This window comes from Nostoc sp. KVJ3, assembly GCF_026127265.1.
Lineage (GTDB): Bacteria > Cyanobacteriota > Cyanobacteriia > Cyanobacteriales > Nostocaceae > Nostoc.
Genome location: NZ_WWFG01000002.1, coordinates 1,457,588 through 1,471,700 on the forward strand (window position 1 = coordinate 1,457,588; position 14,113 = coordinate 1,471,700).

Genomic DNA, 14,113 nt, shown 5'->3' on the forward strand with positions numbered 1-14,113 from the left:
CTTGAATACGAATAACTGTGCGCTTTGATATAGTTACACTTTTTCCTGACTGTTTTAACTCTGTTCTTAATTCTGGGTTACTGGGTAAAGCCTTAGCTAAACAGATTGCCGAAGTGCATCTGGTTAATCCACGGGACTTTACCACTGACAAGCACCGAAAGGTGGATGATGAACCCTACGGCGGCGGTGTTGGGATGCTAATGAAGCCAGAACCGATTTTTACGGCTGTGGAGTCGCTGCCAATTCTCCCCCGAAGAGAAATAATTTTAATGAGTCCACAGGGTGAAACAATCAATCAACCTCTTTTGAAAGAATTGGTGACAAATTATGACCAGTTAGTAGTTATTTGCGGGCATTACGAAGGAGTAGATGAAAGGGTGCTGCATTTGGTAACGAGAGAAGTATCTTTGGGCGATTTTATTCTGACTGGCGGGGAAATTCCAGCAATGGCTTTGATTAATGGTGTAGTACGACTAATACCAGGAACCGTGGCCAAAACCGAGTCCCTCACAGCAGAAAGTTTTGAGGAAGGGTTATTGGATTATCCCCAATATACTCGTCCTGCCAATTTTCGCGGTTTGAAAGTGCCTGATGTCTTGCTCAGTGGAAATCATGCCGCGATCGCTAAGTGGCGTTACGAGCAACAAATTCAAAAAACCCGCGATCGCCGCCCTGATCTTTTGGAGGAATGGGAGCAGGGGGCAGGGGGCAGGGAGCAGGGGGCAGGGAGCAGGGAGCAGGGAGCAGGGGGAGCAGGGGGAGCAGGGGAAGAATAATCATTTCTAACTCCTGAAAAATGACCAATGACAAATGACTAATGACAAATGACAAAAATTCGTATTGGTAACGGCTACGATATTCACCAACTGGTGAGCGATCGCGCTTTGATTTTAGGTGGAATTCAAATTCCCCATGAACTGGGTTTATTAGGCCACAGTGACGCTGATGTGTTAACGCACGCGATTATGGATGCCATGCTTGGGGCATTATCTTTGGGGGATATTGGTCATTATTTTCCGCCTAGCGATCCTAAATGGGCGGGGGCAGATAGTTTAGTACTATTAACTCAAGTACATCAACTGATTCGGCATCAAGGTTGGGAGATAGGAAATATTGACTCAGTGGTAGTAGCAGAACGTCCAAAATTAAAACCGCATATTAACAATATGCGCGACAAACTAGCGGCGGTTTTAGAATTACAACCAAATCAAATTGGTATCAAAGCTACCACCAACGAAAAATTAGGCCCCGTTGGACGCGAAGAAGGTATATGTGCTTATGCTGTTGTCTTGCTATTTGCTTCAGAATGACTTTTGTTTTAGCCTTTGATAAAGATATTAAAGACTGGTTAGGATGGAAATAAATTTGAAATTATGAAATTTTTTAGCACCATATTTGTGGCAATTAAACATTTTTGGTTGCCAATAATTCTGACTTCAGCAACAGCACTTATAATTACCGCATGTAACCCCACTAACTTCAAAAGTGCATCCGCTAAAGTGCCACAATTGGTAAGTGCTATTCTCAGTGACCCCAAAACTTTTAATTATCCTCTCAGCCAAGAGTTTCCTAACGTTTTTGCTCTAATCTACGAGGGGCTAATTACCCAAAACCCGATAACTGCTAAAGTCGAGCCAGCCTTAGCTGAATCTTGGCTAATTTCTGATGATAAACTAAAGATTGTTTTTACCCTTCGCGAAGGGTTGAAATGGTCTGATGGTCAGCCGCTAACAGTAGATGATGTGGTATTTACTTATAACGATATCTACCTTAACGAAGCAATTCCTACAGATGTAAGAGATAGCTTGAGAATTGGTGAAAGTCGAAAGCTACCTACTGTACGAAAAGTGGATGAACGTCGAGTTGAGTTTAGCGTACCAGAACCCTTTAGACCTTTTTTGCTGAGTACAGGTTCTCCAATTTTGCCGGCTCATATATTGGAGAAATCGGTAAAAACAAAAAACCAAGATGGGAAGCCGATTTTTCTAACACAATGGGGTGTTGATACTCCTCCCGACCAAATTATTGTCAACGGCCCTTACAAACTAGAGCGCTACGATACGAGTCAGCGTGTGTCCTTCCGGCGCAATCCCTATTACTGGCGTAAGGATGCTCAAGGCAATTCCCAGCCTTACATTGAACGAGTAATTTGGCAAATTGTGGAATCTACAGATACCTCCTTGCTGCAATTTCGTTCTGGTGGATTAGATACTGTAGCTGTATCACCAGAATACTTTTCTTTGCTAAAGGTGCAAGAAAAGCAGAGTCATTTCACCATTTATAATGGTGGGCCAACATCCAGTACCTCGTTTGTTTGGTTCAATCTCAACAAAGGTAAAAGAAATGGGAAACCACTGGTCGATCCAGTTAAGTCTCAATGGTTCAATAACGTGCAATTTCGACAGGCTATAGCTTATGCAATTGACCGCCAAACGATGATTAATAACACTTTTCGAGGCTTGGGTGTAGCACAAGATTCACCCATTTCTATGCAAAGTCCGTATTATCTTTCCCCTAAAGAAGGGTTAAAAGTTTACGATTATAATCAACAAAAAGCGAAAGAGTTACTACTAAAAGCAGGATTTAAGTACAACAACAATCAGTTAGTAGATGCTCAGGGAAATCGTGTCCGTTTCTCTTTGCTTACCAATGCTGGAAATAAAATCCGTGAGGCAATGGGATCGCAGATTAAACAAGACTTGAGTAAAATCGGTATTCAAGTTGATTTCACGCCTTTGGCATGGAATACTTTTACTGATAAAGTTTCTAACTCCTTAGATTGGGAAGCTTCTTTAATGGGTTTGACCGGCGGATTAGAACCGAATGATGGTGCTAATGTCTGGGCACCTGAAGGCGGATTACACATGTTTAATCAGAAACCCCAAGCAGGACAAAAGCCGATTGAAGGTTGGGAAGTTGCTCCTTGGGAAGCGAAACTTGGGAATCTTTACATTCAAGCTGCACGGGAATTAGATGAAGCGAAGGTGAAAGCGATTTATGCCGAAACGCAGCGCATTACCCAGGAAAATTTACCTTTTATTTACCTGGTTAATCCTTATTCAATGTCAGCAGTGCGTAATCGTTTTGAAGGCATTAAATTCTCTGCCCTTGGCGGCGCATTCTGGAATATTGAACAAATTAAAGTAACGGATTAGGTATTGGGTATGGGAAATGGGGCATTGGTTATTCACAGAGGAAGAATGACAAGTAACAAAGGACAAAGGACAAATAACCAATGACCGATGAAAAAACATTGCGATCGCTACTCGTTGCGGTTGCTAATGGTAAAGTTACGCCAGATACGGCATTAAACTCACTCAAAGACTTAACTTATGAGTCTGTAGGTGAGTTTGCCAAAATTGACCACCATCGGCAGCTAAGAACTGGTTTCCCTGAAGTGATTTGGGGGCCTGGTAAGACACCCGACCAAATTGCTCAAATTATGGAGGTAATGCGCCTCCGCAACCCGGTGGTGATGGCGACTCGCATTGAACCAGCTGTTTATGCCGCACTGCAATCCAAAGTTAGCGGCTTGCGATATTACGATTCGGCGCGAATTTGTGCGATCGCTCCCCCTACCATCGAACCACAATTTCAGGGTGAAATTGCCATTCTTTCTGCTGGTACTGCCGATTTACCCGTTGCTGAAGAAGCGGCTGTCACTGCTGAACTTTCTGGTTTTCGGGTACAGCGCCTCTGGGATGTTGGTGTTGCTGGGATTCACCGTTTGCTGAGTAATCGCCACCTGATTGAGTCAGCATCGGTTTTAATTGTCGTGGCGGGGATGGAAGGCGCTTTACCCAGCGTTGTTGCGGGTTTAGCAAGTTGTCCTGTAATTGCCGTACCCACCAGCATCGGTTATGGCGCAAGTTTTGGTGGATTAGCACCTTTATTGACAATGCTCAACTCTTGTGCTGCGGGAGTCGGCGTAGTAAATATCGATAATGGTTTTGGTGCCGCAGTGTTGGCGGGACAAATTTTGCGAACTGCCGAGAAATTGCGGTTGGCATCGGCTGGATCTTGAGTTAAGACATTAAAGTTATACCCAAGATTTCAGGATATTATCAGTAATTTTTCTGAAAAATAAACCGATCCTGAAATTTGCCACCCTCAACCTCTTAATCAGCAAATATGAGCCATTACAGCGATTTTATATCTCAGTTATATTGGCACTTGCCTGTAAAATTGACGGCATTAGCACAAACAATTACCGATCCAAACGTTCTGGATCAGATGCAAAAAGCTTGGAGCCACTTTATACAGACAGGTCAAGTGTGGGCATTGTTGATTGGTGTAATCATTGGCTATATGATTCGGAATTTAACTAGCTACGGTTAAATTTAAAAGTTAGGAGTTAAGAGTGAGAAGTTAGGAGTCAGAAACTCATAACTCCTCACTCTTAACTCTTAACTCTCCCCCACTCCCTTGATATTTATGACCAAAGAACAAACTTGGAGCCAGAGGTTTGAATCAGCATTGCATCCAGCGATCGCTCGTTTTAATGCCAGCATAGGTTTTGATATTGAATTAATAGAATACGATCTGACTGGTTCTCAAGCTCATGCCAAAATGCTAGCTCACACGGGCATTATCTCCTCAGAAGAAGGTGAGCAACTGGTTGCAGGTTTAGAAGAAATTCGCCAAGAGTACCGCCAGGGTAAATTTCAGCCTGGTGTTGATGCTGAGGATGTACATTTTGCAGTGGAAAAACGACTGACAGAAATTGTCGGCGATGTGGGTAAAAAACTTCATACGGCGCGATCGCGGAATGACCAAGTTGGTACTGATACTAGACTCTATCTCCGCGATCAAATCCAGCAAATCAAAAGCGAATTGCGAGAATTCCAAGGTGTTCTACTGGATATAGCCGAAAAACACGTTGAAACCTTGATCCCAGGCTATACACACCTACAACGCGCCCAACCAGTGAGTTTAGCTCATCACCTCTTGGCATACTTTCAAATGGCGCAACGTGACTGGGAACGTTTAGGAGATGTTTCTCGCCGCGTCAATATCTCACCCTTGGGATGCGGTGCTTTAGCGGGAACTACTTTCCCTATTGATCGCCACTACACAGCCAAACTATTGGATTTTGACGATATTTATGCTAATAGTCTCGATGGAGTGAGCGATCGCGATTTTGCGATCGAATTCTTGTGTGCTGCTAGCTTGATTATGGTTCACCTCAGCCGCCTTGCAGAAGAAGTCATTCTTTGGTCATCTGAAGAATTCCGTTTTGTCACCCTCAAAGATAGCTGTGCCACAGGTTCCAGCATCATGCCCCAAAAGAAAAATCCTGATGTACCAGAACTGGTGCGGGGAAAAACAGGGCGTGTATTTGGTCATCTCCAGGCAATGTTAGTCATTATGAAAGGGCTACCCTTGGCATATAACAAAGACCTGCAAGAAGACAAAGAAGGTCTATTTGATAGCGTTAAGACAGTCAAAGCCTCTCTAGAAGCAATGACAATTTTGCTCAGGGAGGGTTTAGAATTTCGTACCCAGCGTTTAGCAGAAGCCGTAACCGAAGATTTTTCCAACGCTACCGATGTAGCAGATTATCTTGCAGCCCGGGGCGTTCCTTTCCGGGAAGCTTATAACCTTGTGGGTAAGGTAGTAAAAACTAGTATTGCCGCAGGTAAACTCCTGAAAGATTTGAAATTGTCAGAGTGGCAACAACTACATCCGGCATTTGCAGCAGATATTTATGAGGCGATATCCCCTCGTCAAGTTGTGGCAGCCCGCAACAGTCATGGTGGTACTGGCTTTATACAGGTTAGCAAAGCACTCATAGCCGCCCGCGCTCAAATCGATCGATAGGGGGAATGGGGAGGATGAGGGAGAGAATGAGAATAACCCAATTCCCAATGCCCAAAAATAAATAAAGGCGTACAAATGTACGCCCTAAAAAATAAATAATCTAAATAAAAAGGATTTAAGCAGTCAGCTTAGTCAGTGTCAGCTGCTGTTGCTGCGCCTTCTTCTTCTTCACTCTTCGGTGGTCTTTGTTGGAACCTTCTCTGCATTCTTCCTGTCGTAGTTCGTTTACGAAACTTTCTGGCATACGCCTGGTTCCGTAGCGCCTTTTCTTTTTTCGGGTTACGGCGCTTGGCCATGTTCACCTCATTAAATAAACAACAAAAAAGTAGCAACTAGGCATCACATAGGCAATATTAGCTACCAATGTTATTGATATACTTGTAGCCTAGTGCAGCAATAAATACGCTTTGAACAGTGTGCTAGTCTACCGCATTTTACCTTGTTTTGTCAATAAAAATTTAGAATTATGTCCTTAACAGCTAGATGAAAAATACCTGTTATTAGATTCAAATACCTTAATAGAGATATAAGTTAGCTAACTATAGCGGTTCTGAATTGCATAGATAGAATACAGACCTAACAAGAACAGCCCCTTCCCTAATAGTGTTGGGGAGTAAGATTCAAAGCCTCTCTCCTAAAAGGAGAGGGGTCAAAGTGTATTGCTTCCATTCGAGAAGCGCTATATTTGTTGTTATTGGAACAAACCAATCAATATTATCAAGAATTAGGTGGTCGTCTCAAACCCAACTTAATTATTTATTTTTAATTATGATTTATACACCATACCTTATTATTCAGATTAATTTTTTGAATTTGTGCTGAAAAACTATTCGTGATAACTGGTTTTAGCAAGACTAATACTAGCTCTAAACTGAAAAGTTTTCTGATTTAATAAATCTCCTGTATATATGAATACAGTGCTTCTATTGAAACTTAATGTTAACATTAATAATATTCTACGTAAATCGTGAGAATAAAATCTCAAGCCACAAACATTTTTGTATAAAACAAAACTCAACGAAAATTTTGAGAGTTGAGTTTGCGTAAGTGGTAGAGAAATATAGAATACAACATATAAATTTTGAAGATTGAACGTTATTGCTTTTTTTCCGGCAGCTGTGCAGTCCACCCGTAGCTTATGGCGTATTGGACAAACAGTATTGGGTATCATATTCCGTCATCCCATTACTGGCACTAGTATCATTCCAATTTTACCCGATGGTCGCATAGTACTGATCCGGCGGCGTGATGATGGTCTTTGGGCATTGCCTGGAGGGATAGTAGATTGGGGAGAAGATATTCCTAATACAGTCCGCCGGGAATTGATTGAGGAAACCGGGCTAGAATTGGTGAAAATTAACCGTTTGGTGGGAGTTTACTCCGCACCAGACCGCGATCCTAGAATCCACTCAATTTGTATTGTGGTTGAAGCCGAGGTACATGGGACAATGGAAATTCAGGATACTTTAGAAGTTATGGAAATCCAAGCTTTTTCTCCCAATTTCCTACCTTCGGGACAAATGGCTCACGATCATACTCGGCAGTTACAAGACTACTTGAAGGGACTGACAACGTTGGCATAATAATGTTTTGTCATTAGTTATTGGTCATCGGTCATTGGTCATCAGTCATTTACCGCTAAAGTTCTGCTCTTAGCTCAAGAAACCTCTATTTGAGACTCTAAGCGAAATTATTTATCCAAAACTAATAACTAATGACCAACGACCAATGACTATTTATTATGGTGCTGAAAGCTAATTACTAAATTAAAATGGATACACTATTCCGTAACTCCCGGATAAAGCTCTCGCAAGGGCTGATATTTTGGCGTGAAGTCGGTGAAAAAACTCCTATAATTTTTTTACATGGTGCTTGGAATGAGAGCAGTCAATGGTTATCTGTGATGGAGTCCCTTGCACAAGATTTTCATTGCTTTGCACCTGATTTATTAGGATTTGGTGAGTCGGAAAATCCGAATATCCACCATTCGATAGATTTACAAGTAGAGTGTTTAGCTGAATTTTTGCAAGCTGTTAAGTTAGAAAAAGTATATTTAGTAGGGCATTCTCTTGGGGGTTGGATTGCTGCTAGCTATGCTTTAAAGTATCCAGAGAAAGTTGAGGGTTTGGTACTCCTTGCACCAGAGGGTGTAGAGATAGCTGGACTTGCAGAGTATTGCCAGAAGATGCGGCGATTATTGAATTATCCACCAGTAATAGTTAAAATGTTGCGATCGCTAATTCCTTTAACTAAAATGCTGGGTTGGCATGAAAAAATTACCCAAGACTTGCAGCTGCGTCAGTCGCTATTGCCTTATCCCAGAGGTTGCCAGTTACTTTTCAAACGGCGACAAGCAGAAATTGACACAGAATTAGTGCAAAAGCGGCTTTACATGATAGATGTGCCAGTTTTTATTTTACAAGGTGGCCAAGATACACCAGATGCTTTAGCCAAGAGTCGGGTTTATGCTCAACTGATGCCAAAAGTTGAGTTGAAAATGATTTCCCATGCCGGAAATGATTTACCAGAATCTTGTGCTGGGGTTGTAGCGATTGAGATTCGAGACTTTATTAAAGGGAATTGGGCATAGGGTATTGGTAATTGCAGAAATGCAAGTTACGTATTTGAAAAAAGCTATAATTTCAATTCATTAAACTAGGTCATTTAGAGTTAACTGCCAATCTAGTACACATATTCCTTCGCTCTCAAACCGCGATATGTGTTTTAAGTTTGTTGTCATAACTATGACCTCATCAAAACTCTTCAATTGGATAATTGCTTGAGCAGCAAGAATTACATCACCATCCAAACTTTCATTATTCGCCGTTGGCTTTCCCTGGTTTCGTACCCATGCCCAAAGTTCGGCTGCTTTTTGCATAGTTTCAGGAGTCAGTGGTATGAGACAAATTTGGCTAAGTTTGTTGAGGCGGTCTATACTTTTTTGTTTTCCTTGTCTCAATAGTTCACACCGCAGCTCATAATCGGCTATTTCTGGCACACGTATAACAGTTTCAATTTTCCCTAGGATCGCAACCACTGTTGGACTTTTGGGTTTACTTTTGGATGTGTTACTTAACTCAAAGGATGAGTGTCTAGCAATACGGCTCTACTCATCTGTGTTTTTACACTGACATCCGATTTTGATTTAAGCCTGTCTCAATCTGTGGATATGTTTGTTCATCATATTCCGATTCATCAGCCATCCATTCGTCAACCAATCTGATTACTTTTTCTAGAGTATCATCCACTTTTGCTTCTGATTCAGAAAATTGGGCAGGTTTATTTTGCCTTAATTTTCGTAACCAGGTTGGCAAGGGATTTGTTGCAAGTGTAGCAAGGATGTCTACGTCGTTATTCTCATTATGAACGAATGTAAGTCTGCTAAAACTCCCACTATATACAGTAGTTTCAGGTATCTGAACCTTACGCCAACTAAACAAAGGTGGTTGACCTTTACCTAATGGCAACGATTTTCCCTCAATCAAGGCATCGACTCTTGCCCTAATTGCTAGCAATTCTGCTAAAGAAAGGGCATCTAATTGCTGCATAATTGCATCTAGCTGTAAAGTTTTGGGTATAGCTTATTTAGGGGTAAACTTCTCTTTTAATTTTATGCTATCTGAGTTTTGGCTTGTCTCTTGTCCGTAAAATTCTGATTCCTATTTTTTATTCTCCATTACTATTTCCCGCATTCCCCAAAAAATTAAATTTGGTTCCACAATTAAATGCGCTGAAATTTTAGGATACAAGGCTTGGAGATGGTTTAACAATAAAGTGCGATCGCCCCCTTTAATCGCAATCTTTCCATCAGTAAATAAATTCCACCATGCTTCAACAAAATCTTTAATTCCAGCTATTAATGTGTAAATAACTCCACTTTGAATTGCGTCTGTAGTATTAAGTGCAAAACGTGGTGGTAATAACGGAAAATTTTCTATTTCTACTAATGGTAATTGTCCTGTTTGTTGACCGAGACTTGCAAATTGCAAACCTAATCCCGGCAGAATTGCACCTCCAACTAGACACTCATTAGCATCGGCAGCTGTAAAAGTTAGCGCTGTTCCAGCATCAATTACCAACATTGGAAAACCCCACGTTTTCCCCGCTCCCCACAAAGCTAAAGCGCGGTCAATTCCTAGTGTGGGATAAACACCTTTTAGTGGTACTTGGTCTAATGTAATAACATGAGTATTTGGGTAAGTTTGCCAAATAGCAGTTTGACTGGGAACTACGGAGGCGATGAGCAAGGGAGGGGGAGATGGGGGAGATGGGGGAGATGGGGGAGATGGGGGAGATGGGGGAGAAATAACCAGGAGGAAATTATTTAGTGTTTTAGATTCAGCTAACTGTTGTATAACAGACTCAGGAAGATAGTCAGTATCCCACGCTGAATAAAGCGTCTCACCAGTAAACAATGCCCAATGCAACCGGGAATTTCCAATTTCCAAGGCTAGCCAAATCCCCCTCATCTCCCTAATCCCCCGACGGTTTCACACTTTTAACTTTTTTAAGCCAGTGATAGATTTTTTAATAAAAATTAACATTCATCCCGTGTCACAATAAAAGAAGAGGAAGAAATACTCATTGTATTAAGGAGGGAGTTATGGTAGCGCTCACCGAAAAAATTGAAAAACGGCTCACTATACAGACTGTAGAAATCGGTCAAGAGACGACGGCTATTCGCTCTTTGGACTGGGATCGCGATCGCTTCGATATTGAGTTTGGTTTGCAAAACGGTACTACTTATAATTCGTTTCTCATCCGTGGAGAGCAGACAGCTTTAGTTGATACCTCTCACGAAAAGTTTCGCCAACTATATTTTGATACGCTGACCGGACTAATTAACCCAACAAATATTGATTATTTAATCATCAGCCATACTGAGCCAGACCATAGCGGTTTGGTTAAAGATTTGTTGCTTATGGCTCCAGAAATTACCGTTGTCGGTTCTAAAGTGGCGATTCAGTTTCTTGAAGATTTCGTCCATCAGCCATTCAAGCGGCGGATTGTGAAAAATGGCGATCGCTTAGATTTGGGCAACGGACACGAATTTGAATTCGTAATTGCCCCCAATTTACATTGGCCAGATACCATTTTCAGCTTCGACCACAAAACCAAAACTCTCTACACCTGCGATGCTTTCGGGTTGCACTATTGCTCAGATAGTACCTTTGATGAAGACTTGGCAGCGATCGAAGAAGACTTTCATTACTACTACGATTGCTTGATGGGGCCAAATGCTCGGTCGGTTTTGTCTGCCCTGAAGCGGATGGCGGAGTTGAAAACCATCGATATGATTGCCACAGGACATGGGCCACTATTATCTCACAATGTTGAGGAATTAGTTGGACGTTACCGCACCTGGAGTCAAACCCAAACCAAACCAGAAACCATAATTGGGATATTTTACGTTTCCGAATACGGATATAGCGATCGCCTCGCCCAAGCAATTGCCAACGGTATCGGTAAAACCGGTGTCGCCGTGGAAATTGTCGATTTGGGATCGGAAGTCGATTTACAAGAACTGCGGGAACTTGTTAGCCGATGTGCAGGGCTAATTGTTGGCTTACCTCCAGCTTCTGGGGCTGCAAGTATCCAATCTGCACTTAGCACAGTTTTAGGATCTGCCAAAGAAAAGCAAGCCATTGGCGTGTTTGAAAGTGGCGGTGGCGATGATGAGCCGATAGATCCTTTAGTGAGTAAATTCCGTAATTTGGGTTTGACAACAGTTTTTCCAGCGATTCGGATTAAAGAAGCGCCTACAGAAAATACCTACAAGCTGTGTGAAGAGGCAGGTACAGACTTAGCTCAATGGGTAACACGCGATCGCAGCATCAAAGCCATGAAATCCCTTGGTGCTGACTTAGATAAAGCATTAGGTAGACTCAGTGGTGGACTGTATATTATTACTGCCAAAAAAGGCGATGTTTCCAGCGCCATGTTAGCTTCTTGGGTTGCTCAAACTAGCTTTAAACCCTTGGGATTTTCCATTGCCGTCGCCAAAGATCGGGCAATTGAATCACTCATGCAAGTAGGCGATCGCTTTGTTCTCAATATCCTAGAAGAAGGCAATTTTCAACCACTAATGAAGCACTTTTTGAAACGATTCGCCCCTGGTGCCGATCGCTTTGAAGGTGTGAGAACTCAGCCAGCCGAAAATGGTGCGCCGATCCTCAACGATGCCCTCGCGTACATGGAGTGTGAAGTCATCAGTAGAATGGATTGCGGCGATCATTGGGCAGTATACAGCACTGTCTACGCCGGACGAGTTTCTAAACCAGATGCTTTAACTGCTGTGCATCACCGCAAAGTTGGAAACCACTACTAAAAAATTAGGAGTTAGGAGTTAAGAGTTAGAAGTTAAAAATTAGGAGTTGTAGGGACGAGTTTAACAAAAAATATCGTCTGCACAACGGAAGTTAAAAGATTTAGATTAACGATTTTCTTCAACTCCAAACCCCAAACTCCAAACCCCTAACTCCTAACTCCTAACTCCTAACTCCCTTATCAGCTATGTCAAAAAATAAACCTCGTGATGTTCAAATTTATCCAATAGCTACAGATACAAGAATACTGCGATCGCGCAGTTGGTCAAGGCTCAGATTTGAAATTGAATACGCTCTTGCCAAAGGTACAACTGCTAATTCTTATTTAATTGAAAGCGATAAAACTGCCATCATTGACCCTCCAGGGGAAACGTTTACAGAAATTTATTTAGAAGCTTTGCGGCAGCGTTTCCATTTTGAAGACTTAGATTATGTAATTTTGGGACACGTAAATCCTAACCGCGCTACAACTTTAAAAGCTTTGTTAGAAATTGCCCCGCAAATCACCTTTGTGTGTTCTAATCCAGGGGCGATAAATTTACGTGGGGCGCTGGAAAATCAAGATTTGCAAATTCTGGTTATGCGGGGCGAAGAAACCCTAGATTTGGGCAACGGGCATAATTTACAATTTATTCCCACCCCTAACCCGCGCTATGCAGATCAACTTTGCACCTACGATCCGCAAACAGAAGTTCTGTACACAGATAAGTTATTTGGGGCGCATTTTTGTGGAGATCAGGTATTTGATGAAGGCTGGGAAGTATATAACGAAGATCGGCGCTATTATTTTGATTGCCTAATGGCTCCCCATGCTCGTCAAGTAGAAACAGCGTTGGATAAACTAGCGGATTTTCCCGTGCGAATGTATGCCACTGGACACGGGCCTTTGGTGCGCTATGGCTTAATCGAATTAACCAAGGCTTATCGGGAATGGAGTCAACAGCAAACTTCTGCTGACTTGACAGTAGCGTTAATTTATGCATCAGCTTATGGAAATACAGCAACCTTAGCCCAAGCGATCGCTCGTGGGATCACCAAAGCTGGTGTTGCTGTAGAATCGATTAACTGCGAATTTACCGAACCAGAAGAAATTCGGGCGGCTGTGGAAAAAGCCGACGGTTTCATCATGGGTTCTCCTACCCTCGGCGGTCATGCACCCACACCCGTGCAAACAGCTTTAGGAATTGTGTTATCCACCGCAACGAACAATAAACTCGCTGGTGTCTTTGGTTCCTTTGGCTGGAGTGGGGAAGCGGTTGATTTAATTGAAGGTAAATTAAAAGATGCTGGCTATCGGTTTGGTTTTGATACCATCCGCATCAAATTCAAACCCGACGATGCCACCTTACAATTGTGTGAAGAAGCTGGAACTGACTTTGCCCAAGCATTGAAAAAAGCGAGAAAAGTGCGATCTGCGCTTCGCAGCAGCGCTTCGCTATCGCAAAGTCTTCCTGCTACTACTGTAGAACAAGCAGTTGGGCGCATTGTCGGTTCTTTGTGCGTTCTGACAGCCAAAGAAGGCGATCGCTCTAGTGCCATGTTAGCCTCTTGGGTAGCTCAAGCTAGCTTTAATCCCCCTGGTTTAACCATAGCCGTCGCTAAAGAACGCGCAGTAGAAACACTGACGCATACAGGAAACAAATTTGTCCTCAATATCCTTAAAGAAGGGAATCATTTAGGATTAATGAAGCACTTCCTCAAACCCTTTGGCCCAGGACAAGATAGATTTGCCGATGTCGCCGCAGAAGTTGCTGAAAACGGTTCTCCCATACTTACTGATGCCTTAGCATATCTGGAATGTTCCGTGCAAAACCGGATGGAATCTGGCGACCATTGGCTGGTTTATGCAACTGTTGAGAATGGCAAAGTGCTAAATCAAGATGGTGTTACAGCTGTGCATCATCGTAAGTCGGCAACTCATTATTAATTGGAAATGGGGAATGGGGAATGGGGTATTGGGCATTGGG

General features: G+C 42.5%; 13 protein-coding genes and 1 pseudogene. 10 read left to right on the forward strand and 4 right to left on the reverse strand.

From position 1 onward, the window contains the following. The first annotated feature begins 17 nt into the window (after positions 1–17). The 6 genes from trmD to argH all read left to right on the forward strand — a co-directional run bounded on the left by trmD (position 18) and on the right by argH (position 5,820). Complete coding sequence (trmD, locus tag GTQ43_RS22305; protein WP_265274925.1) at positions 18–776, forward strand: tRNA (guanosine(37)-N1)-methyltransferase TrmD; 759 nt, start codon at positions 18–20, stop codon at positions 774–776. A gap of 48 nt (positions 777–824) precedes the next feature. After that, on the forward strand, positions 825–1,310 hold the full coding sequence (ispF, locus tag GTQ43_RS22310; RefSeq protein ID WP_265274926.1) for a 2-C-methyl-D-erythritol 2,4-cyclodiphosphate synthase: 486 nt from the start codon (positions 825–827) through the stop codon (positions 1,308–1,310). Positions 1,311–1,373: 63 nt separating this feature from the next. Next, the gene (locus GTQ43_RS22315) at positions 1,374–3,155 is read left to right on the forward strand and encodes an ABC transporter substrate-binding protein (RefSeq protein ID WP_265274927.1); all 1,782 of its coding nucleotides are present in this window, start codon (positions 1,374–1,376) and stop codon (positions 3,153–3,155) included. Positions 3,156–3,235: 80 nt separating this feature from the next. Then, entirely contained in the window at positions 3,236–4,024 is a 789-nt protein-coding gene (gene larB, locus GTQ43_RS22320; protein ID WP_265274928.1) for a nickel pincer cofactor biosynthesis protein LarB, read from the forward strand. 107 nt (positions 4,025–4,131) lie between these two features. After that, a complete protein-coding gene (locus GTQ43_RS22325) occupies positions 4,132–4,338 on the forward strand; it encodes a hypothetical protein (protein WP_265274930.1) in 207 nt (68 codons plus the stop codon). A 96-nt stretch (positions 4,339–4,434) separates the two neighbouring features. Continuing rightward, complete coding sequence (gene argH, locus GTQ43_RS22330; RefSeq protein ID WP_265274931.1) at positions 4,435–5,820, forward strand: argininosuccinate lyase; 1,386 nt, start codon at positions 4,435–4,437, stop codon at positions 5,818–5,820. Between the two features lie 115 nt (positions 5,821–5,935). Here the strand turns inward: argH and GTQ43_RS22335 are convergent, their stop codons facing one another. After that, the gene (locus GTQ43_RS22335) at positions 5,936–6,064 is read right to left on the reverse strand and encodes a hypothetical protein (RefSeq protein WP_265276592.1); all 129 of its coding nucleotides are present in this window, start codon (positions 6,062–6,064) and stop codon (positions 5,936–5,938) included. An 844-nt stretch (positions 6,065–6,908) separates the two neighbouring features. Here GTQ43_RS22335 and GTQ43_RS22340 point away from each other — a divergent pair. Both GTQ43_RS22340 and GTQ43_RS22345 read left to right on the forward strand, forming a co-directional pair. Beyond that, complete coding sequence (locus GTQ43_RS22340; RefSeq protein ID WP_265274933.1) at positions 6,909–7,403, forward strand: NUDIX hydrolase; 495 nt, start codon at positions 6,909–6,911, stop codon at positions 7,401–7,403. A 188-nt stretch (positions 7,404–7,591) separates the two neighbouring features. Next, positions 7,592–8,410, forward strand: coding sequence for an alpha/beta fold hydrolase (locus GTQ43_RS22345; protein ID WP_265274934.1), 819 nt, complete (start codon positions 7,592–7,594; stop codon positions 8,408–8,410). Between the two features lie 60 nt (positions 8,411–8,470). On the opposite strand, the pseudogene GTQ43_RS22350 reads toward GTQ43_RS22345, so the two are convergent. From GTQ43_RS22350 to GTQ43_RS22360, 3 genes and pseudogenes are all read right to left on the reverse strand, one after another. Then, positions 8,471–8,934: pseudogene (locus GTQ43_RS22350) on the reverse strand (type II toxin-antitoxin system VapC family toxin). 8 nt (positions 8,935–8,942) lie between these two features. Then, complete coding sequence (locus tag GTQ43_RS22355; RefSeq protein ID WP_265274936.1) at positions 8,943–9,368, reverse strand: hypothetical protein; 426 nt, start codon at positions 9,366–9,368, stop codon at positions 8,943–8,945. Between the two features lie 111 nt (positions 9,369–9,479). Further along, positions 9,480–10,289, reverse strand: a complete 810-nt coding sequence (locus GTQ43_RS22360; RefSeq protein WP_265274937.1) for a pantothenate kinase — start codon at positions 10,287–10,289, stop codon at positions 9,480–9,482. A gap of 134 nt (positions 10,290–10,423) precedes the next feature. Here GTQ43_RS22360 and GTQ43_RS22365 point away from each other — a divergent pair, with 134 nt between their 5' ends. Both GTQ43_RS22365 and GTQ43_RS22370 read left to right on the forward strand, forming a co-directional pair. After that, positions 10,424–12,148, forward strand: a complete 1,725-nt coding sequence (locus tag GTQ43_RS22365) for a diflavin flavoprotein (RefSeq protein ID WP_265274938.1) — start codon at positions 10,424–10,426, stop codon at positions 12,146–12,148. A 185-nt stretch (positions 12,149–12,333) separates the two neighbouring features. Beyond that, positions 12,334–14,073 (forward strand): diflavin flavoprotein, encoded by a 1,740-nt coding sequence (locus tag GTQ43_RS22370; RefSeq protein WP_265274939.1) that lies wholly within the window; start codon positions 12,334–12,336, stop codon positions 14,071–14,073. The last annotated feature ends 40 nt before the right edge of the window (positions 14,074–14,113 follow it).